This window comes from Oceanicola sp. 22II-s10i (assembly GCF_002210105.1).
Classification (GTDB): domain Bacteria; phylum Pseudomonadota; class Alphaproteobacteria; order Rhodobacterales; family Rhodobacteraceae; genus Pseudooceanicola.
Genome location: NZ_AQQU01000005.1, coordinates 279,873 through 299,115, shown reverse-complemented (window position 1 = coordinate 299,115; position 19,243 = coordinate 279,873). Strand labels below are relative to the sequence as shown.

Below are 19,243 nucleotides of genomic sequence, written 5' to 3'. Positions count from 1 at the left end.
AGGGCCGTCGTAACCGTAAGAAACGCCTGCAAAGACACCGCGTTGCGTGCCGCGAATGACCTGTGACCCATAACCCGTCCGACCCTGTCGCCTGTTGAAACGTCGCGCCTGTATAGGAGGCGCGGGCTCGGGGTGTCTTGGGCGGGACGGTTGGTGGATTTTACTCCGCTTCCTGCTCCGGCTCGTCCGTAGCATGCAGGGCGCTGCGCCGTGCGACGGCTAGTTCGCGCACCCGTTTCGGGGTATGCCCGTAGAGCTTCTTGAACGAGTTGTTGAAGTAGGAGATGTCGTTGAACCCGCTCGACAGGGCGACCTCGCTGATCGACCGGGTCTCGGCAAACTGGCTTTCCAGAATCCGTCGCGCCATATCCAGCCGCGCCAGCAGGACGAAGCGGGAAAAGCTTTCGCCCTGACCGTAGAACAGGTTCTGGATCTGGCGCGGCTTCAGGTTGTGACGCGGCGCCAGCCAGTCGAGCGTCAGCATGGGGAAACTCAGGTTCGCGCGGATGTCTTCCTTGATCGTGTCCAGCCGGATGTTCTGCCGCGCGGTGTCGACCTCGGGGGTTTCGGCATCCTGCAGGATCATCCGCAGCATGGACTGCATGTTGGCCGAGGCGAGGCGCGACAGGTTCGGCGCCAGCGCATCGACCTGACGACAGACGAGCTGCGCGTAGTCCGCCAGCAGGGTGACGGCGGCGGTACGGGCGACGCCTTCGGCGCGCAACCTGTCCAAGTCCAGCGACAGCGGCGCCAGCACCGCCTGCGGCATCGAGATCACGATGGACCTGACATGGCTGCAGGTGCCGCGGTAGGGCTCGTCGTTTGTCATGACCAGCGCCCGTCCGTCCGGCTCCAGCGCGAAGGCCCCCGAGGGGCCGGTGCGCTGCGGAAAGGTCATCAGCCCGGACCCCTGCAGCGGGATGTTCAGGGTCACATCGTCATTGCCGTCGGCGGCGATGTGATCCGGCCGACGGGTGGCCATCACGTTGTCCAGCGCGACATCCGTCACCAGCAGGTCGGGAAACATCAGCGCGCCGATCTCGATATGCGCGGGTCCGTCCGTCTGGGGATCGAGGTCGAAAAGGATGTTGCCCTGCACGAGGCTTCGGATCCGGTCAAAGTCCTGACGGTCCATGGAGCGCAGCGAAAGTCGGCCGGACATCGGCATGAGCATGGGCGGATACCTCTGGGCCGGAACACCGGACGTTCCGGGCTCCCTCGGGATACGCAATCGGTATTGCGGGCCGCGCGGTCCGGCAAGCCCTTATGAAAGCCCGGTCATGGACAGCCGCAGGGCGCGATGATTAACTGGGCCAGCAGGCGGGGAGGACGCTGTGACACGGGATATCCCTACTAGCATCGACGACACCGTCGCCTTGCTCCGGGGCCAGGACTATGTCTGTGGCCGCGACCTCGGGACGGTGGCGTTTCTGGCGCTCAAGCTCCGGCGGCCGCTGTTCCTCGAGGGCGAGGCGGGCGTGGGCAAGACCGAGATCGCCAAGGCTATCGCGGCGGCCCTCGGGCGGCGGCTGATCCGGCTGCAGTGCTACGAGGGGCTGGACGCGGCCTCGGCCATCTACGAATGGAACTTCTCGGCGCAGATGATCGCGATCCGCACCGCCGAGGCGACGCACACCGCCGACCGCAAGGCGCTGCGGGACGAGTTGTTCACGGATGAATACCTGATCCGACGCCCCCTGCTGGAGGCGCTGGAGCCGCATCCCGAGGGCCCGCCGGTGCTGCTGATCGACGAGGTCGACCGCACGGACGAGCCGTTCGAGGCGTTCCTGCTGGAGGCGCTGAGCGATTTCCAGGTCACGATCCCCGAGATCGGCACGATCCGCGCCGAGGAACCGCCGGTGGTCATCCTGACCTCGAACCGCACGCGCGAGGTGCACGACGCGCTCAAGCGGCGGTGCCTGTATCACTGGGTGGATTACCCGGATTTCGACACCGAGGTCGCGATCCTGCGGGCCCGCATTCCCGACTGCGCCGACGACCTGTCGCGCGAGGTGGTGGCCTTCGTCACCCGGCTGCGCAGCGAGGACCTGTTCAAGAAGCCCGGCGTGGCCGAGACGATCGACTGGGCACAATGCCTGATCGCGCTCGACGCGCTGACGCTCAGCCCGGAACTGGTGTCCAGCACGCTGGGGGCGCTGCTCAAGTATCAGGACGACATCGCGCGGATCGCCGGGTCCGAGGCGGCGCGGATTCTGGAAGAGGCGCGGCGTGGCCTCGCCGCCTGAACCAAAGATCGCGCCGGGCGGGCGGCTGGCCGAGAACGTGACGCATTTCGTCCATGCCCTGCGGCGGGCGGGGGTCAAGGTCGGCACATCGCAGCTGCACAATGCTCTGCAGGCGGTGCGGGTGGCCGGGTTCACGCAGCGCGAGGACTTCTACTGGGTTCTTCGTGCGACACTGATCACCCGGCCCGAGCATTTCGAGACCTTCCACCAGCTCTTCCGCATGTTCTGGCGCACGCCGGATTACATCGAGAAGATGATGGAGATCATGCTGCCCGTGCTGCAGACGATGTCCGCCGACAAGGGCCCGCCCAAGGCCGCCGAACGCCGGGCGCAGGAGGCGCTGGCGCAGGACCGGCCCGACCGCGACACCGTCCCGGCGCAGGAGCGTCAGAGCCTCGAACTCGACGCCTCGCTGAGCTGGAGCCGGGCGGAGCAGATACGCTCCAAGGACTTCGAGCAGATGACGGCAGACGAGATCACGACCGCCGCCGCCGCCATCCGCCGCCTCGTGCTGCCCGCGCCGCCGCTGCGGACCCGGCGCACGGTCTCCGCACCGCAGGGGCGGCGGCCCGACGTGGGCCGGATGCTGCGCCGGTCGATGCGCAAGGGGGGCGAGGTCGAGCGCCTGCTGCTGCGCCGTCCCGGCACCCGCCCGCCCGCGCTGGTGGTGCTGTGCGACGTGTCGGGGTCGATGTCCGTCTACAGCCGGATTATGATGCATTTCCTGCACGCCCTGACGTGGACGCCGAATTCCGGCTGGAGCCGCGTGCATGCCTTCACCTTCGGCACGCGGCTGACCAACGTCACGCGCGCGCTGGCGCACAAGGACGTGGATCAGGCACTGGCCGTGCTGGGCCGCGAGGTGGCGGACTGGGAAGGCGGCACGCGGATCGGCGCGGCGCTGCGCAGCTTCAACCGCGACTGGTCGCGCCGGGTGCTGGGGCAGGGGGCGGTGGTGATGCTGATCACCGACGGTCTGGAACGTGGCGATCTGGGTGAACTCGACCGCGAGGCCGAGCGTCTGTCGCTGTCCTGCCGCCGCCTGATCTGGCTGAACCCGCTGCTGCGGTGGGACGCCTTCGAGGCGCGGGCGGGGGGCATCCGGACATTGCTGCCGCATGTCGACAGCTTCCGCGCCTGCCACTCGCTGGACAGCATCGCCGACCTGACCCGAGCGCTCGCGACAGACCGGGGAATGCAGCCGGTCCGCTAAGTCGTTGGTTGCAAAGAATCGAAACAGGGAGTCTTATCCAGATACGTGCAATTTCGTCGCGGGGAGGGCGTCGATTTGGACTGGACCGGGGAGGACCGGGCGGCGTTCGCGCAGCGGCGCGCTGCGCCTGCCGCCATCATGGCAAGGGCCGCGAAGGCCGTTGATTCCGGCCGTGGCGCCGCGTTTCGCAATGCGACCGAAACACTTGGCGCGTCCGCCGGGGGACCGGGCTTCGGTCCGGTCGCGGCACGGCTCTCCTTCGATCCCGCGACACCGACAGACCGGCCCTTCCGGCCCTAGAAATTTCGAAGAACGCGGCCGCCAGAGCCGCTGATGGGAGGACTTTATGACCAAGGTAACCATGACCGTGAACGGCAGGAAGGTGAGCCGGGACGTTCCCGACGAAACCCTTCTGTCGCAGTTCCTGCGCGAGGAATTGCGCCTGACCGGCACCCACGTCGGCTGTGACACCACCCAGTGCGGCGCCTGCGTGGTGCATGTCGACGGCAAGGCGGTGAAGTCCTGCTCGGCGCTGGCCGTCGCGCTGGACGGCGCACAGGTGACGTCGATCGAGGGGCTGGCCACGAACGGCGAGCTGCACCCGATGCAGCGGGCCTTCAACGACAATCACGGTCTTCAGTGCGGCTTCTGCACCCCCGGCATGATCATGAGCAGCGTCAAGCTGGTCGAGACGGCCAAGGCGGCGGGCAAGACGCTGTCCGAGGCGGATATCCGGCAGGGGCTGGAGGGCAATATCTGCCGCTGCACCGGCTACCACAACATCGTCAAGGCGGTCGCGCAGGCCGCACAGGAAATGTGAGCGGGAGGAGCACGAGATGAACGCAGAAGTGGGAATCGGCGCCCGCGTGAAGCGCAAGGAAGACAAGCGCTTCATCACCGGCAAAGGCAAATACACCGACGACGTGAGGGTGGACAATCAGGCCTATGCGGCCTTCGTCCGGTCGCCCCATGCGCATGCGAAGATCAACGGGATCGACACCTCGGCCGCGCTCGAGATGGAAGGCGTGATCGACGTTCTGAACGGTCACCAGCTGACCGGCGACGGCATCGGCAACATCATCTGTGGCTGGGCGATCACGTCGAAGGACGGCAGCCCGATGAACATGGGCCCGTGGTCCGCGCTGGCGACCGACCGGGTCCGCTATGTCGGCGACGCGGTGGCCATCGTCATCGCGGAAACGCAGGCACTGGCCCGCATCGCGGCCGAGGCCGTCGCGGTGGATTACGAGGTGCTGCCCGCCGTGGCCGCATCGGTCAAGGCGCTGGCGGAGGGTGCGCCGCAGGTGCATGACAACGCGCCCGGCAACCTGATCTACGACTGGGAAATCGGCGACGCGGCGGCGACAGACGCGGCGCTGGCCGGAGCCAAGCACGTCACCGAGATCAGCCTGACCAACAACCGGCTGAGCCCGAACGCGATGGAGCCGCGCTCGGCCGTGGCGATCTTCGACACCTCCGAGGATCACTACACGCTCTACACCACCAGCCAGAACCCGCACGTGGCCCGTCTGGTGCTGTCGGCCTTCTACAACGTCGCACCCGAGCACAAGCTCAGGGTCATCGCGCCGGATGTGGGCGGCGGCTTCGGCTCCAAGATCTACATCTACCCCGAGGAGATCGCCTGTCTCTGGGCCTCGATGAAGACCGGGCAGTCGGTGAAATGGACCTCGGACCGGTCCGAGGCCTTCATGACCGACGCCCATGGCCGCGACCATGTCAGCACGGCCAAGATGGGGTTCGACGAGAACAACAGGATCGTCGGCTTCAAGATCGACACCATCGCCAACTTCGGCGCCTACATGTCGCTGTTCTCGTCGGCGGTGCCGACCTACCTCTACGCCACGCTGCTGTCGGGGCAGTACGACATCGCCAACATCCACTGCAACGTCCGGGCGGTCTACACCAACACCGTGCCGGTCGACGCCTATCGCGGCGCGGGGCGGCCCGAGGCCTGCTACCTCGTCGAGCGGGTTATGGAGACGGCGGCGCGTGAGCTGGGCGTCAGCCCGGCAGAGCTGCGGCAGGCGAACTTCGTCCGCAGCTTCCCGCACCAGACGCCGGTCATCATGAACTACGACATCGGCGATTTCGACGCGAACCTCGAACAGGCGATGGCGGCGGCGGATGTCGCGGGCTTCGCCGCCCGCAAGGAAGAGGCGAAGTCGCGCGGCAAGCTGCGGGGGCTGGGCTACAGCTCCTACATCGAGGCCTGCGGGATCGCGCCCTCGGCCGCTGTCGGGTCGCTCGGGGCCGGTGTCGGCCTGTGGGAATCCGCTGAGGTGCGGGTGAACCCGGTGGGCACGATCGAGATCCTGACCGGCTCGCACAGCCACGGGCAGGGGCACGAGACCACCTTCGCCCAGATCGTGGCGGAACGCTTCGGCCAGCCGATCGAGAACGTGTCGATCGTGCATGGTGACACCGACAAGGTGCAGTTCGGCATGGGCACCTACGGCTCGCGCTCCGGCGCGGTCGGGATGTCGGCCATCGTCAAGGCGATGGACAAGGTCGAGGCCAAGGTGAAGAAGATCGCGGCCCACGTGCTGGAAGCCAGCGAGGACGACATCGTCATCGAAGGCGGCGCGGTGAAGGTCGCGGGCACCGACAAGCAGATGCTGTGGCACGAGGTGGGCCTGGCCGCCTACACCGCCCACAACCTGCCGCCCGATCTGGAACCGGGGCTGAAGGAAAGCGCCTTCTACGATCCGGCCAACTTCACCTTCCCGGCGGGCACCTACATCTGCGAGGTCGAGGTCGATCCCGAAACGGGCGAGGTCGAGATCGTGCAGTTCACCGCCTCGGACGATTTCGGCACCATTATCAACCCCATGATCGTCGAGGGGCAGGTGCATGGCGGGATCGCGCAGGGCATCGGTCAGGCGCTGCACGAACAGGTCGTCTATGACGACGACGCGCAGCTGATCACCGGCAGCTACATGGACTACACCATGCCGCGCGCCGACGACCTGCCGTCCTACAGCGTGCACCATGCCTCGACGCCCTGCCCGAACAACCCGCTGGGGATCAAGGGCTGTGGCGAGGCGGGCGCGATCGGCTCGCCGCCGGCGGTCATCAACGCCATCACCGACGCCATCGGCAACAACAACCTCGCGATGCCCGCCACGCCCTCCGCGGTGTGGAAGGCGATCCACGCGGCCGGGTAAGGAGGAACACCCATGTATCCGACGAAATACCACAAGCCCGCGGACATCGACGCGGCGGTCGCGGCCCTCGGGTCGGGCGAGGATCCCAAGGTGCTGGCGGGCGGTCAGACTCTGATCGCCACGATGAAGCAGCACCTCGCCTCGCCCTCCGACCTGATCGACATCCGGGGGCTGGGCCTGTCGGGCATCAGCGCCTCGGGCGGCGGTGTCACCATCGGCGCGACCACGGTCCATGCCGAGGTCGCCGCCAGCAAGGACGTGCACCCGGCGCTCGCCAAGCTGGCGGGCGGGATCGGCGATCCGATGGTCCGCAACGCGGGCACCATCGGCGGGTCCATCGCCAACAACGACCCGGCGGCGGACTATCCCTCGGCGGTACTGGGCATGGGGGCCACGGTGGTGACGAACCGGCGCGAGATCGCGGCGGACGACTACTTCCAGGGCCTGTTCATGACGGCGCTGGAAGAGGGCGAGATCGTCACGGCGGTCAAGTTCCCGGCGGTTGAGAAGGCGGGCTATGCCAAGTTCAAGCAGCCCGCCTCGCGCTTCTGCCTGGTCGGCGTGTTCGTGGCCAAGACGGCGAACGGCGCGCGTGTCGCCGTGACCGGCGCGGGCGAGGACGGTGTCTTCCGCCACGCGGGGCTGGAGGCGGCGCTGTCGTCGAACTGGTCGCCGGATGCGGTGGCCGGGGTCGACGTGTCTGCCGATGGCCTGCTGTCGGACATCCACGGCGATGCCGAATACCGCGCCAACCTGATCCGGGTGATGGCCAAGCGGGCCGTCGCGGCCAGCTGATCCGTTAACCGGCAACACACGGCATCCGCCCCTTTCGGGGGCGGGTGCGACACCGCCGCGCTCAGGCGCGCCGGACCGGCTGCGGCAGGATCAGCGTCGCGGCCAGACCCGGCTCAGCGTCGTCCAGCGCCAGACCGCCGCCCGCCGCCTCGGCGATGCCGGCGGCGATCGACAGCCCAAGACCGCTGCCGCTTTCGTCCGCGCGTGCCGTGCGGCGCACCATCGCCGCGCGCTGCGCTTCCGGAATGCCGGGGCCGTCGTCGGCCACGGTCACGTGCACCGCACCGCCCCGCACGAGCGCCGAAAACGTGACGGCCCCGCGCGCATGCCGGGCCGCGTTTTCGGCCAGTGCGCCGATGGCCTCGGCCAGATCGCCCTCGTCGAGCGCCACGGCGGTGCCGCGCGGAATGGTCTGCCGCCACGCCAGCCGGGGTCCGTCCGGGGTCCGTTTCAGCACGGCGGCGACACGTTCTGCCACCTCGGCCGCATCGGATCGCGCGTCGGCGGATCGCGCGGCGGTCCGGGCGCGGGCCAGTTCGCGGTCCACGGTGCGGCGCATGGCGCGGGCGGTGTCCTCGATCGCGGCAGCCTGAGAGGCGGCCCCGGCGGCGCGCAGGCGTGCGGCCTCGCCCATCAGGGCCTGCAGCGGGGTCTTTAGCCCGTGGGCTAGGTCGGCGGCGCGGGTGCGGGCCCGTGCGGTCTCGGCCTCGCGCGCGGCCAGCAGGGCGTCGATCTCGGCCGCCACGGGGCGCACTTCGACCGGCCAGTCGGCGCCCAGCCGGTCCGCCGCACCGGCGCGCAGTGCCGCGACCCGTGCGCCGAGGCTGCCGAGCGGTCTGAGCCCGACCCAGAGCTGGGCCCAGCCCGCCGCGGTCAGGGTCAGGGCGAGCAGGACGAGATAGGGGGCGAGGTCGGTCAGGAAGGCGCGGCGCGCCGCCTCGAGCTCGCTCGCGTCCATCGCCACGGCGGCCCGCACCGATCCGCCGCCAAGCCGCACGGGCAGGGTAACCATCCGTTCGAGCACCAGAAGGGGCCGGTCCTGTGGTCCGGGCAGACTGTGGACATGCACGCCGCCGTCGTCGGGCCGGTCCTGCGGCAGCGCCAGCGCCGCGTCCCAGAGCGAGCGCGAGCGGTCGATGCCCGAGGCCGCCTCGACCTGCCAGTAGACGCCGCCGTAGGGCTGTTCGAAGCGGGGATCGGCGGGCGGTCGGGCGACGTCCAGCCCGTCCGCCCCCTGATCCAGACCCGCCAGAAGCTGATCCAGCTGCACCCCCATCTCGGCCACCGCGCGGCGTTCGACATGGGCGCCGAACAGCTGCGACAACCCGAACGCGGTCAGCCCGAGGGCCAGCAGGATCGCGAGGGCCCCGACGACGGCAAGGCGCAGGCGCAGGCTCATGTCTGCTCCAGGTAGTAGCCGAAACCGCGGCGGGTGCCGATCACGCCGGGGCCGAGCTTGCGCCGCAGCCGCGCGATGACGGCCTCCAGCGCGTTCGCCTCGCGCGCGTCGTCGTCGCCGTAAAGCTGTTCCAGCAGCTCGCCCGGCGGGACCGGCCGGTCGCGGTTCTGCATCAGGCAGGCCAGCAGGCGGTATTCCAGCGCGGACACCGGCACGGCCACGCCGTTCAGGGCGACCTCCATCCGGTTGGTGTCGAGGCTCAGCGCGCCGGCCTCCTGCACCGGGGCCGCGTGCCCGCCGGCGCGGCGGACGAGCGCGCGGGCGCGGGCCACCAGTTCCTCCATGCGGAAGGGTTTCGGCAGGTAGTCGTCGGCCCCGGCCTCGATCCCCTCGACCCGTTCCTGCCAGGTGCCGCGCGCGGTCAGCACCAGAACCGGCATCCTCCGCCCGTTCGCACGCCAGCGTTTCAGCACCGCCAGGCCGTCGAGACCCGGCAGGCCGAGGTCCAGAACCACGAGGTCGTAATCCTCGGTATCGCCAAGGAACCACGCATCGGTGCCGTCACCCGTGACCTCGACCCGGAATCCGGCGGCGGCGAGGGCGGCGCGCAGGTCTTCGGCGATACGGGGGTCGTCCTCGACCGCAAGGGCCCGCATGTCAGTCGTCGTCCTCTTCTGCCTCGATCTTGAGGATCGCGCCGGTCGCGGCGTCGAGCTCCATCTCGTAGAGCCGCCCGGTGTCGGTCACCATCTCCAGCTCGTATATCCAGCGGCCGTCGTCGCGGTCCAGTTCGACCTCGATCACCCGGCCGGGGCGCGCGGTTTCGGCGCGCTCCAGGATCTCGGACAGGGGCAGTATCTCGCCCGCCTGCAGGGCCCGGCGGGCGCGGTCGTGATCGTTGTCGTCCGCAAGGACGGGCAGGGCGAGGCAGCACAGGAGGAGGGCAAGGGGGCGCATGGGGTCATTCTCTATCGCAGCGAACCTGACGGCAAGCTGACGGCCCCGGTCAGGAGGGCGTCAGGCGAGTCGGGGCAGACAGGGGACACCGGCGGCCGATCGGGCCGCCCCGGACAAGGAGACACGACATGAAACGCCAAATCGTCCTGACCGCTGCTCTGGTCACCGCACTTTCCGCCCCCTTCGCCGTCGGGCAGGATCGCACCACCCCCGCGCCGGATCAGCCCGCCGCGCCGCCGCGCGCCGTGATGAGCATCGTCGAGATCGCGACGATGCTCGAAGGACAGGGCTACACCCTGCACGAGATCGAACTGGAGCGCGGTCTCTACGATGTCGAGATGACCGACGCGCGCGGCATGCGGGTCGAGGCGCTGCTGGACGCCGCCACGGGCGAGGTTCTGCCCTACCGCGACGATGACGACCGCCGTTATGGCCGGGACGACGACTGATGTCCGGCGCGTCGGACGGGGCCATGGTGCGGGTCTGGGATCCCCTGATCCGCGTGGGCCACTGGGTGCTGGTGGTGGCCTTCGCCACCGCCTACCTGACCGAGGGCGAGCCGGAATGGCTGCACACCTGGGCCGGCTACGCCATCGCCGGGACCGTCGCGCTGCGGATCCTCTGGGGGCTGGTCGGCCCCCGGCGGGCGCGGTTCACGGATTTCGTCACCGGGCCGGGGCGGGTTTTCGGATATCTGCGCGATCTGATCGCGGGCCGGGCGGAGCGTCACATCGGCCACAGCCCGGCGGGCGGGGCCATGACCGTCGCGCTGCTGGCGGCGCTGTCCGTCACGGCCGTGACCGGCATGGCGACGCTGGCGGTGGAAGAGGGGCGCGGCCCGCTGGCCGGGATCATCGCGCCGGAGACGCCGCGGGCCGTGACAACCGTGCGGTCTGAGGCGGACGAGCACCGGGAGGGGCATGACGAGGACGGGGATCTGCTCAAGGAGATCCACGAGGTGGCGGCGAATCTGACCCTGCTGCTGATCGTGCTCCACCTCGCCGGGGTGGCCTGGGCCAGCCGCGTGCATGGCGAGAACCTCGTGCGGGCGATGATCGACGGCCGCAAGCGCGCGGCGGACTGATCCGTCCGTTGACGGGGCGGTGCAAGAGAGACCGGCCGGACCGGAGGGGGACCTCCGGCCCGGCCTGTGCGTTCGGCAGGGCGGCCCGCCGGTTAGCTCTCAGGCTACCCCTCAAGCCATCAGCACAACCCCGTCCGAGGACGGATCGGCCCCGCCCGACCACCGCCCCTGCGCATCACGCATCACCGAGTGGACCTGCGCGAAGGTGTGGCTGCGGGCGTTGCGGACCACGGTATAGCCCCGCGCCTCCAGCCCGCGCTGCACGCGGCGGGGAATGCGGTTGACGATGTCGATGGCGTTCGACGTGGCTGAGATGCGCGGCGCCTGCACCGCCTCCTGCGCGGTCATGCCGAAGTCGATCATGTTCACCAGCGTCTGCATCACCGACCCCGCGATATGCGCGGCGCCCGGCGCGCCGACCACGATCTCGGGCCGCCCGTCGCGGAACACGATGGTCGGGCAGGCCGAGGTGTAGCGCCGCTTGCCCGGCGCGATGGAACCGGGCCTGCCCGGACGCGGGTCAAAGACCCCCATGGCCCCGTTGAACATGAACCCCATGCCGGGCACCGTCGCGCCCGACACCATGCCCAGCGAATGGGTCATGCCGATGGACATGCCGCGTTCGTCCATGATCGAGAAATGGGTGGTGTTCAGGGTTTCCGGCTCCAGCCGGTCGACGGGGAAGGTCTCGCCCGCGCGGATGCGGGCCGCGACCGCGTCGAAGACCTCGGGCGACAGGAAGACGTCCGGGTCGATATCGAAGAACTCCGGGTCGCCGAGCTGGCCGTCCTTCTGTGCCGTGGCGTAGCGCATCGCGCTGGAGATGAGCGAGATGTAATCGACCGAGTTGTGTTCCTGCGCGGACAGGTCGAACCGTTCGAGGATCCCCAGCATCAGCGCCAGCACCAGCCCGCCGCCGGGCGCGTAGTTGGTCGTCAGGTCCAGACCCCTATAGCGGGTGCGCACCGGTTCGCGTTCGACGACACGGTAATTCGCCAGATCCTCGAATGTGATCAGGGCGTCCTGCCTGCGGAACTCCTCGGCCATCTCGCGGGCGAGGTCGCCGCGGTAGAAATCCGCGACCCCGTGCCGGGCAAGGCGGTCCAGCGTGTCGGCGATGTCGGGGTTCTTCACCATCGACCCGACCGGCAGCGCGGAGCCGTCGGGGCGATAGTAGAGCCGTCGCCCGGTTTCCGAGAACCGCATCTTGTCGCGCTGCGCGGCCCGCCCCTGCGTGCCTTCGCCCACGAGGAAATTGAAGAAATGCGGCCGCACCGGGAAACCGCCACGGGCGTAGGCGATGGCGGGCTGCAGCAGCTCGGACCACGGCATGGAGCCGTAGCGGGCGTGGACCTCGCCCAGTCCGGCCATCGAGCCGGGGGTGGCGACCGCGCGCCACCCGAGTTCGTTCTCGTGGTTCTCGACCAGGAAACCCCAGCCGTCGCGCGTCTCGCCCGTCAGGCGGTTCGCCCACTGATCCGGGCGGGACGCGGCGGGGGCGGTGGCGTAGAAATCCAGGCAGGTGTGCGCGCCGTGGTCGGGGGCATAGACCTGCAGCGTGCCCCAGCCGCCGATGCCGCACATCGGCGGGTCCACCACGCCCTGCACCATGGCGCAGGCGACGGCCGCGTCGACGGCATTGCCGCCGGCTGCGAGGATCTCGGTGGCGGCGTCGACCGCTTCGGGTTCGGGGGCGCTGGCGGCTCCGTGCATGGCTGTCTCCTCTCCGGCTGGAAGGAGCGTAGGCCCGGCCCCCGCGCAGGACCGAGCTGCGGGGCGCATTTCGCACGCTGGTGGCGGGCGCGGGTCAGTCCGAAAGGTCTACCGTCTGCTTCAGCCGCCCGGTCACGCGGTCGTAGATATAGAGCCGCCCGGCCTCGCCCACGACCAGCACCATCCCCTCGGCCAGCGTCACGGCCCGCGCCGTATCGCCGTCGGGCAGGGTAATTTCGGCAGGAAGTGGCGGGGCGGTGTCGCGGAACCGGGTGACAATCAGTCCGATGATGAGTATCAGGCCCGCCAGCATCACGCCGGTGAGCACCGTCACCAGTCTGCGCAGGAACCGCAGGCTGGCCGGTTCCGGCCCGTCATCGTCGGAATTGGTCATGACTGACACCTTGATCTTCCGGATCGCCGCCGATCCGCCCGCCCGCCTTGATAAGGCGCTGGCCCGCGATGTGCCAGAGGAGGCGGTCCTGTCGCGCACCCGCCTCGCCCGGCTGATCGCCGAGGGCGCGGTGCTGGTCAATGGCACGCCCGTCACGGAATCCAAGGCCGTGGTCGCCGAGGGCGATCTGGTCCAGATCACGCTGGAAGAGGCCGCCGAGACCGAGATGGCGGCCGAGGACATCCCGCTCGACATCCGCTACGAGGACGAGGACCTGATCGTCCTGTTGAAGCCTGCTGGCATGGTGGTGCATCCCGCGCCCGGCGCGCCGAGGGGCACGCTGGTGAACGCGCTGCTGGCGCATTGCGGCGATCAGCTGATCGGTGTCGGCGGCGAGAAGCGGCCGGGGATCGTGCACCGGATCGACAAGGACACCAGCGGCCTGCTGGTGGTGGCGAAATCCGACCGCGCGCATCAGGGCCTGTCGGCGCAGTTCGCGGCGCATACGGCGGAACGGGCCTATCTGGCGGTCTGCCACGGCGTGCCGGATGCCGGCGATCCGCGCCTGCGCGGGATGCGGGGCGCCAGTTTCGAGCCGGGCGGGGTGCTCAAGATCACCACCCAGCTGGGGCGGCACCGCACGGACCGGCAGAAACAGGCGGTCTGCTGGGCCGGCGGGCGTCACGCCGTCACGCGGGTCCGGGTGGAGGAGGCGTTTTCCGACGCCGCTGCGCTGGTGGAATGCCGGCTGGAGACCGGGCGCACCCACCAGATCCGCGTGCACCTGGCCTATTGCGGGCACGGGCTGGTCGGCGATCCCGTCTATGGCGGCGACCGCCGTCTGTCCGCCAAGCTGATCGGCCAGACCGCCGCCGAAGCCGCCGCGCGCTTTCCCCGTCAGGCGCTGCACGCGGCGGTTCTGGGCTTTGTCCATCCCGCCAGCGGCGATGCACTGCGGTTCGAGGCGCCGATGCCCGCCGACATGCGGGTTCTGGTCTCGACCCTCCGCGCCGGGGCCGCTTAGCCCCGCGCCGCCCGGCGTGGGCGCGCGCCGAGGATCAGCCACAGCATCAGCGCGGTTTCGGCGATCAGGGGCACGAGGTAGGCGGGCTGCATGATGGCATTGACCTCGGGTGCGACGATCCGGGTCAGGCTACCCGTCAGATAGACCAGCCCGGCGGCGGCCAGTCCGGCGGCCAGCGGCCGGGGCGCCCCCGCCCGGTCCAGCAGATGTGCCATAATCAGCGTGTTCACGCCAAAGAAGATCAGCCCCAGATCGTAGCCCATGGCATGGGCATTCAGCGCGGGCAGTGGATCCCCGCCAGACGTCGCGGCGCGGGCGGCGGCGAAGAGCGTGAACAGTCCGCCCGAAATCATCGCCGCCTGAATCAGCCGCAGCGCGGTCGCCGTCAGGATCAGCCGGGGCGCCAGCCCGCGCAGCATCCGGTAGAAGGTCATCGCCAGCGCCACGTCGAATGCCACCATCGCGGCGTCGAGCAGGATCGACAGGCGGAACAACCCGATGTGCGCCGCGATGGCCTGCGCGGTCGCCGCCGCGTCGCTCCGGTCGATCAGGCTGCCGCGCAGGATACCCTCGGCGGTGATGCCGCACAGGATGATCCCGAGATACAGAAAGCCGGCCCGTCGGGCTCGGCTGGAGACGTCTTTCTGTGTGGCGTATGTCATGCGGCCCTCGCTTTCCGTCACTGGTCTGAAACCTGTTGTCATGTGACGAGGGCTTAAAGCATTCGGGTTTCCACGTTTACTGCCAGAATGCATATCAATGTCATGCGAAAATGCATGAGCTGCCCGCATGCGCTCCTGCAATCCGTCACGCTTCGCACATGCGCGTGAGGCGGATTCCCAAATGCAACGGACCGGCGGTATCAATGCGTTAAAGGATATGTGCGAGGTCTTGAACGACCGGGACCGCGTGCCTATCTGGATGTTAAGCCCATAAACATTGGGCCCCATGAAAACTGGGATATGAGACGAGAAGGACAGGGTGTGAGCAATTACGCAAATCTGCCGGCCCCGACGCCGGAAGGCGGCCTGAACCGCTACTTGCAGGAGATCCGGAAGTTTCCGCTTCTGGAACCCGAAGAAGAATACATGCTCGCCAAACGCTGGGTCGAGCAGGAGGACACTCAGGCGGCGCACCGGATGGTGACGTCGCACCTGCGGCTCGCCGCCAAGATCGCCATGGGCTATCGCGGCTACGGGCTGCCGCAGGCCGAGGTGATCTCCGAGGCGAACGTCGGCCTGATGCAGGCCGTGAAACGCTTCGACCCCGAAAAGGGCTTCCGCTTGGCGACCTATGCCATGTGGTGGATCCGCGCTTCGATCCAGGAATACATCCTGCGGTCATGGTCGCTGGTGAAGCTCGGCACGACCTCGGCGCAGAAGAAGCTGTTCTTCAACCTGCGCAAGGCCAAGGCCCGTATCGGCGCGCTGGAAGAGGGCGACCTGCACCCCGACAACGTCAAGCAGATCGCCAACGATCTGGGCGTGACCGAGGACGAGGTCATCAGCATGAACCGCCGGATGTCGGGCGGCGACGCCTCGCTGAACGCGCAGATCGGCGCGGAGGGCGAAGGGTCCATGCAGTGGCAGGACTGGCTGGAGGACGAAGACGCCAACCAGGCCGAAGACTATGCCGAGCGGGACGAGCTGGACGCCCGCCGCGAACTTCTGGTCGAGGCGATGTCGGTCCTGAACGACCGCGAGCGGGACATCCTCGCCAAGCGTCGGCTGAGCGAGGAGAACATCACGCTCGAGGATCTGTCGGCCGAATACGGCGTCAGCCGCGAGCGGATCCGCCAGATCGAGGTGCGGGCCTTCGAGAAGCTGCAGGAGCGGATGCGCGATCTTGCGGCGGAGAAGGGGATGCTGGCGGCCGTCTGAGGTCTTATGCCGGATTGGACATGCGACGCCCCTGCGGGAAACCGCGGGGGCATTGTCGTTTGGGAGAGCGTGGAGGATCGCGGCGGTCTGAATTTCGCTTGGGTGTTCGAACATACCGCACCTCGCCCCAGAAATGACGTAACCCAGCGTTAACCCGGCCTTTCAATATCTGTCCCAGGAATCAGACGAGGGCACCCGATATGGACCGACACCTGCTGATCGCCGGACAGGGCCGTGCCGGCAGCACGCTGTTCTACAACATGATGCGCCACGCGCTGCGCGGCTTTCACCTGCCGCCGAACGAGGCGCGGGCGATCCAGTGGCTGGCCCATCCCGGCAACGTCTGCACCAAGCGCCCCTTCGACATCTTCGAGGTTGAGCAGATCCTGCGCGCCGCGCAGGGCCGCAAGAAGGTCGACCTGATCGTCACACTGCGCGACCCGCGCGACATCCTGACCAGCCGGCACAGCCGGGTCGAAGGTGATTACTTCTACGGCGCGGACAAGTGCTACCACATCTACCCCGACCGCGCACCGACCCTGACCGCGCCGGGCTTTCTGCCGGTGCACAAGGCGATCCTCGACGTGGCGCGGGCGGGGCTGTTCCCCGAGGGCATCTTCTTCCTGAAATACGAAGACCTCGTCGCCCATCCCGACGCGGTGCAGGCCACGCTGGCCCGCGATCTGGACCTGAAATTCGAGGGTTCGTTCCGCGATTTCCACCGGCAGAAGATGTCCTACGAACTCGACCGGGCCATGAACGGCACGCGCGAACTGGAAACCACCCGGCAGGCCAAGTGGAAGCAGCCCGAGCACCGGGCCCGGATTGTCGACCAGTTCACCCGCTTCCCCGTCATGCACGACATCCTGATCTCGCTGGGTTACGAGGCCGACCGCCGGTGGTTCGATGACCTGCTGGCGCAGGACGCGGCGGCCTGACGGGCGGTGAGCCAGCGCAGGATCAGGTTTCATCTGCCGCCGGACTGGCTGAGGGGCGACCGGAGCGCGATGCTGCCATTCTACCGGCGGCTGTTCGACGGGCTGGCCGAGCGCGGGATCCCGCATGACGGCGTGCCGATGGACCGCGACCGGCTGGCGGATCAGGTCGGGGATGGCGACATCCACATCCTGAACCACGCGCGGTTTCCGCATCCATCCGTGCTGTCGGCGGGCGTGGCCTATGTCTATCCGTTCTGGCACCTCGATCCGCAGGGGATCCGGGCGTTTTCCTCGATCCGCGACAAGCCGTTCCGCCCCGCGCGGGTGGACGACACCGCCGCCAATGCCTTTTTCCGCCGCCTGCGCGACCGGCTGGTGACGGCGCGCACCTCGCGCTACGACCAGCCCGAGGCGGTGGAGGCGGTGCCCGAGGGCTGCATCGCCGTCTTCCTGCAGAGCGAGGGGCACCGGATCGTGGGCGAGACGCTGTGGCTCGACCGCTGGGCGATGCTGCGCGCCTGTCTGGAGAATGCGGAAGGGCGTCCGGTGGTCGTCAAGCCGCATCCGAGGGATTTCGACCCGGCCACCGGGGACACGCTGGAGGCTCTGCAGGCGGAGTTTCCGGCGCTGATCGTCAGCACCGCGAACATCCACGACATCCTCGCGGTGGCGGAACGGGTGGTGACGATCAACTCCGCCGTCGGGATCGAGGCCTATCTGCACCGCAAGCCGGTGATCCTGTGCGGCCAGACCGATTTCCAACACATCGCGGACGAGGCGGGGACGGTCGAAGACCTTGCCCGGCTGCTGCGGTCAGACGCCGTGCAGCGGCGCTATGCGAAATACCTCTACTGGTATTTCCATGAAAATTGCCTGAACGCCGGGGCGAAGGACCTGACGGACCGCTTTCTCGAAAGGGTGCGGGCGCTGGATTAGCGCAGCCGGTCCGACAGGACGCGAACGATGTTGCCGCCCATGACCTTGCCGATCTGCGCGTCGCTCAGCCCCTTGTCCATCAGCGCCTGCGTCAGCGCGGGCAGTTCGGACGTGTCGAACCCGGTGCCGACCGACCCGTCGTAGTCCGAGCCGAGCGAGACGTGATCCTCGCCCAGGACCTCGACCGCCTGCGCGATCATCGCCGCGATCCCCGCGGGCGTGACATCGCCGCAGGTCACGTCGCCCCAGTAGCCCATCCCGACCACGCCGCCGGTTTCGGCCACGCGCAGCATCAGCTCGTCCGGCAGGTTGCGCTTGACCGGGCAGAAGGAATGCAGGCCGCCGTGGCTGACGATGACCGGCATCTCGACCATGTCGAGCGTGTCGGACACCACCTGCGGGCTGGAATGGGCGAGGTCCAGCACCATGCCGCGTTCCGCGACCTCGCGCACCACCGCGCGGCCAAAGTCAGTCAGCCCGGCGTTCGAGGTCCCGTGCAGCGACCCGCCGAGGGCGTTGTCGAAGAAATGGTGCAGGCCGATGACGCGGTAGCCCGCCGCCTCCAGCCGGTCGAGGTTGGCCAGATCGCCCTCCAGCGCATGCGAGCCTTCGATCCCCAGCACGGCGCCGAGCGCGTTCGGATCGGCGCGATGCGCGTCCAGCGCGGTGTCGAGGTCTGCACGGGTCCGGATGATGGCGACATTGCCGTCGTCGGCGGCGAAATCGTGCAGCTTTTCCGCCTGATAGAGCGCGCGTTCGGTCAGGTCCTGCCAGGTCCGGACCGGCCACAGCGAGGCGATGGCCAGCAGCGTGATGTTGTCCATCGCGCCGGTTTCGTTCTCGTCGTAGTTCTGGCCCGCGGGGCTCTTCGTGACGGCGGTGAAGACCTGGATCGCCGATCCGCCCTCGCGCAGGCGCGGGAAATCGACCTGCCCGCGGTCGCCACGCTCGGTCAGGTCGCGTTTCCACAATAGGCTGTCGGCGTGCCAGTCGGCGACGGTCAGGTTGCCGTGCAGCGTCCGGGCGGCTTCAGATACGGGGTAGGGCGCGTGGGGTTCGACCGGGTTCCGGTCGCTTTCGACCTTGGCCGGGACGATCAGGGCGACACCGGCGACGGCGAGGATGGCGAGCCCGGCCAGACTGGCCAGCGATTTCGTGACGATGCCCATGAGGTCCTCCGGCCTGACGTCTGCGTCAAGCCTATGGGGCGCGGCGCCGCCGCACCACGGCGACGTGACGTCAGCGCGGGCGGCGCGGACGGCGGAGCGAGACCATCCGACGCCAGACCGGCACGACGTCCAGCGCGGCGATGGCGATGCCGAGGGGCAGCATCCAGAAGCCGAGGATCGGCAGGAAGCCGAGAAAGCCGCCGATGATCAGCAGGATGCCGAGGACCAGCCGCAGCCCCGGCGGGATCGACCTGCGGGCCTGCACCTGAAAGCGGCGGAGGCGGGTGCGGAACGAGTGTGCGGCGGGCAT

21 protein-coding genes are annotated in these 19,243 nt (G+C 68.7%); 11 read left to right on the top strand and 10 right to left on the bottom strand.

What is annotated here, in order from left to right; translation table 11 throughout:
* Positions 1-160: 160 nt before the first annotated feature.
* Both ATO6_RS14905 and ATO6_RS25600 read right to left on the bottom strand, forming a co-directional pair.
* Entirely contained in the window at positions 161-1,174 is a 1,014-nt protein-coding gene (locus ATO6_RS14905) for an AraC family transcriptional regulator (protein ID WP_088624803.1), read from the bottom strand.
* The gene (locus ATO6_RS25600; RefSeq protein WP_141102012.1) at positions 1,116-1,268 is read right to left on the bottom strand and encodes a hypothetical protein; all 153 of its coding nucleotides are present in this window, start codon (positions 1,266-1,268) and stop codon (positions 1,116-1,118) included. Before ATO6_RS25600 ends, ATO6_RS14905 begins: the two co-directional genes overlap by 59 nt.
* A 66-nt stretch (positions 1,269-1,334) precedes the next feature.
* Between ATO6_RS25600 and ATO6_RS14900 the strand changes: the two genes are divergently transcribed.
* From ATO6_RS14900 to ATO6_RS14875, 5 genes are all read left to right on the top strand, one after another.
* Positions 1,335-2,246 (top strand): MoxR family ATPase, encoded by a 912-nt coding sequence (locus tag ATO6_RS14900; RefSeq protein WP_088624802.1) that lies wholly within the window; start codon positions 1,335-1,337, stop codon positions 2,244-2,246.
* Positions 2,230-3,459: a VWA domain-containing protein gene (locus tag ATO6_RS14895; RefSeq protein ID WP_254919161.1), complete on the top strand. Its 1,230-nt coding sequence runs from the start codon at positions 2,230-2,232 to the stop codon at positions 3,457-3,459. The genes ATO6_RS14900 and ATO6_RS14895 overlap by 17 nt, the downstream gene beginning before the upstream one ends.
* A 346-nt stretch (positions 3,460-3,805) precedes the next feature.
* Positions 3,806-4,279, top strand: a complete 474-nt coding sequence (locus ATO6_RS14885; RefSeq protein WP_088624800.1) for a (2Fe-2S)-binding protein — start codon at positions 3,806-3,808, stop codon at positions 4,277-4,279.
* Between the two features lie 16 nt (positions 4,280-4,295).
* Complete coding sequence (locus tag ATO6_RS14880; protein ID WP_088624799.1) at positions 4,296-6,644, top strand: xanthine dehydrogenase family protein molybdopterin-binding subunit; 2,349 nt, start codon at positions 4,296-4,298, stop codon at positions 6,642-6,644.
* Positions 6,645-6,656: 12 nt separating this feature from the next.
* A complete protein-coding gene (locus ATO6_RS14875; protein ID WP_088624798.1) occupies positions 6,657-7,439 on the top strand; it encodes a xanthine dehydrogenase family protein subunit M in 783 nt (260 codons plus the stop codon).
* A 61-nt stretch (positions 7,440-7,500) separates the two neighbouring features.
* Here the strand turns inward: ATO6_RS14875 and ATO6_RS14870 are convergent, their stop codons facing one another.
* From ATO6_RS14870 to ATO6_RS14860, 3 genes are read right to left on the bottom strand one after another with little or no spacing between them, the layout of a single operon-like run.
* Positions 7,501-8,838 carry a sensor histidine kinase gene (locus ATO6_RS14870; RefSeq protein ID WP_088624797.1) on the bottom strand — a complete coding sequence of 446 codons (1,338 nt, stop codon included), beginning with the start codon at positions 8,836-8,838 and terminating at the stop codon, positions 7,501-7,503.
* A complete protein-coding gene (locus ATO6_RS14865) occupies positions 8,835-9,494 on the bottom strand; it encodes a response regulator transcription factor (RefSeq protein ID WP_088624796.1) in 660 nt (219 codons plus the stop codon). Before ATO6_RS14865 ends, ATO6_RS14870 begins: the two co-directional genes overlap by 4 nt.
* A 1-nt stretch (position 9,495) precedes the next feature.
* On the bottom strand, positions 9,496-9,795 hold the full coding sequence (locus tag ATO6_RS14860) for a PepSY domain-containing protein (protein ID WP_088624795.1): 300 nt from the start codon (positions 9,793-9,795) through the stop codon (positions 9,496-9,498).
* Between the two features lie 128 nt (positions 9,796-9,923).
* On the opposite strand from ATO6_RS14860, the gene ATO6_RS14855 reads away from it, so the two are divergent.
* Positions 9,924-10,244, top strand: coding sequence for a PepSY domain-containing protein (locus ATO6_RS14855; protein ID WP_088624794.1), 321 nt, complete (start codon positions 9,924-9,926; stop codon positions 10,242-10,244).
* The gene (locus ATO6_RS14850; RefSeq protein ID WP_254919160.1) at positions 10,244-10,879 is read left to right on the top strand and encodes a cytochrome b/b6 domain-containing protein; all 636 of its coding nucleotides are present in this window, start codon (positions 10,244-10,246) and stop codon (positions 10,877-10,879) included. The genes ATO6_RS14855 and ATO6_RS14850 overlap by 1 nt, the downstream gene beginning before the upstream one ends.
* Positions 10,880-10,990: 111 nt before the next feature.
* Here the strand turns inward: ATO6_RS14850 and ATO6_RS14845 are convergent, their stop codons facing one another.
* Both ATO6_RS14845 and ATO6_RS14840 read right to left on the bottom strand, forming a co-directional pair.
* Positions 10,991-12,592, bottom strand: a complete 1,602-nt coding sequence (locus ATO6_RS14845; protein ID WP_088624793.1) for a gamma-glutamyltransferase family protein — start codon at positions 12,590-12,592, stop codon at positions 10,991-10,993.
* Between the two features lie 94 nt (positions 12,593-12,686).
* Positions 12,687-12,986, bottom strand: a complete 300-nt coding sequence (locus ATO6_RS14840; RefSeq protein ID WP_088624792.1) for a DUF6476 family protein — start codon at positions 12,984-12,986, stop codon at positions 12,687-12,689.
* Here ATO6_RS14840 and ATO6_RS14835 point away from each other — a divergent pair.
* Positions 12,985-14,010, top strand: a complete 1,026-nt coding sequence (locus ATO6_RS14835) for an RluA family pseudouridine synthase (protein ID WP_088624791.1) — start codon at positions 12,985-12,987, stop codon at positions 14,008-14,010. The genes ATO6_RS14840 and ATO6_RS14835 overlap by 2 nt on opposite strands.
* On the opposite strand, the gene ATO6_RS14830 is transcribed toward ATO6_RS14835, so the two are convergent.
* Positions 14,007-14,672: a DUF4386 domain-containing protein gene (locus ATO6_RS14830; RefSeq protein WP_088624873.1), complete on the bottom strand. Its 666-nt coding sequence runs from the start codon at positions 14,670-14,672 to the stop codon at positions 14,007-14,009. The two genes, ATO6_RS14835 and ATO6_RS14830, sit on opposite strands and share 4 nt — an antisense overlap.
* A 321-nt stretch (positions 14,673-14,993) precedes the next feature.
* On the opposite strand from ATO6_RS14830, the gene rpoH reads away from it, so the two are divergent.
* From rpoH to ATO6_RS14815, 3 genes are all read left to right on the top strand, one after another.
* The gene (gene rpoH / locus ATO6_RS14825) at positions 14,994-15,890 is read left to right on the top strand and encodes an RNA polymerase sigma factor RpoH (protein WP_088624790.1); all 897 of its coding nucleotides are present in this window, start codon (positions 14,994-14,996) and stop codon (positions 15,888-15,890) included.
* Between the two features lie 200 nt (positions 15,891-16,090).
* Positions 16,091-16,828 carry a hypothetical protein gene (locus ATO6_RS14820; protein WP_088624789.1) on the top strand — a complete coding sequence of 246 codons (738 nt, stop codon included), beginning with the start codon at positions 16,091-16,093 and terminating at the stop codon, positions 16,826-16,828.
* Between the two features lie 6 nt (positions 16,829-16,834).
* Positions 16,835-17,764 (top strand): hypothetical protein, encoded by a 930-nt coding sequence (locus ATO6_RS14815; RefSeq protein WP_141102010.1) that lies wholly within the window; start codon positions 16,835-16,837, stop codon positions 17,762-17,764.
* On the opposite strand, the gene ATO6_RS14810 is transcribed toward ATO6_RS14815, so the two are convergent.
* A complete protein-coding gene (locus ATO6_RS14810) occupies positions 17,761-18,933 on the bottom strand; it encodes a dipeptidase (RefSeq protein ID WP_088624787.1) in 1,173 nt (390 codons plus the stop codon). The two genes, ATO6_RS14815 and ATO6_RS14810, sit on opposite strands and share 4 nt — an antisense overlap.
* Positions 18,934-19,003: 70 nt before the next feature.
* Complete coding sequence (locus ATO6_RS14805) at positions 19,004-19,243, bottom strand: hypothetical protein (protein WP_088624786.1); 240 nt, start codon at positions 19,241-19,243, stop codon at positions 19,004-19,006.

What these genes read in the sequence shown, in the direction of transcription:
- ATO6_RS14810 (WP_088624787.1), bottom strand. Translation starts at nt 18,933, where the DNA reads ATGGGCATCGTCACGAAATCGCTGGCCAGTCTGGCCGGGCTCGCCATC.
- ATO6_RS14830 (WP_088624873.1), bottom strand. Translation starts at nt 14,672, where the DNA reads ATGACATACGCCACACAGAAAGACGTCTCCAGCCGAGCCCGACGGGCC.
- ATO6_RS14875 (WP_088624798.1), top strand. Translation starts at nt 6,657, where the DNA reads ATGTATCCGACGAAATACCACAAGCCCGCGGACATCGACGCGGCGGTC.
- ATO6_RS14835 (WP_088624791.1), top strand. Translation starts at nt 12,985, where the DNA reads ATGACTGACACCTTGATCTTCCGGATCGCCGCCGATCCGCCCGCCCGC.
- ATO6_RS14840 (WP_088624792.1), bottom strand. Translation starts at nt 12,986, where the DNA reads ATGACCAATTCCGACGATGACGGGCCGGAACCGGCCAGCCTGCGGTTC.
- ATO6_RS14905 (WP_088624803.1), bottom strand. Translation starts at nt 1,174, where the DNA reads ATGCTCATGCCGATGTCCGGCCGACTTTCGCTGCGCTCCATGGACCGT.
- ATO6_RS14885 (WP_088624800.1), top strand. Translation starts at nt 3,806, where the DNA reads ATGACCAAGGTAACCATGACCGTGAACGGCAGGAAGGTGAGCCGGGAC.
- ATO6_RS14820 (WP_088624789.1), top strand. Translation starts at nt 16,091, where the DNA reads ATGGACCGACACCTGCTGATCGCCGGACAGGGCCGTGCCGGCAGCACG.
- ATO6_RS14855 (WP_088624794.1), top strand. Translation starts at nt 9,924, where the DNA reads ATGAAACGCCAAATCGTCCTGACCGCTGCTCTGGTCACCGCACTTTCC.
- ATO6_RS14805 (WP_088624786.1), bottom strand. Translation starts at nt 19,243, where the DNA reads ATGCCCGCCGCACACTCGTTCCGCACCCGCCTCCGCCGCTTTCAGGTG.
- ATO6_RS14850 (WP_254919160.1), top strand. Translation starts at nt 10,244, where the DNA reads ATGTCCGGCGCGTCGGACGGGGCCATGGTGCGGGTCTGGGATCCCCTG.
- ATO6_RS14880 (WP_088624799.1), top strand. Translation starts at nt 4,296, where the DNA reads ATGAACGCAGAAGTGGGAATCGGCGCCCGCGTGAAGCGCAAGGAAGAC.
- ATO6_RS14865 (WP_088624796.1), bottom strand. Translation starts at nt 9,494, where the DNA reads ATGCGGGCCCTTGCGGTCGAGGACGACCCCCGTATCGCCGAAGACCTG.
- ATO6_RS14845 (WP_088624793.1), bottom strand. Translation starts at nt 12,592, where the DNA reads ATGCACGGAGCCGCCAGCGCCCCCGAACCCGAAGCGGTCGACGCCGCC.
- ATO6_RS14860 (WP_088624795.1), bottom strand. Translation starts at nt 9,795, where the DNA reads ATGCGCCCCCTTGCCCTCCTCCTGTGCTGCCTCGCCCTGCCCGTCCTT.
- ATO6_RS14870 (WP_088624797.1), bottom strand. Translation starts at nt 8,838, where the DNA reads ATGAGCCTGCGCCTGCGCCTTGCCGTCGTCGGGGCCCTCGCGATCCTG.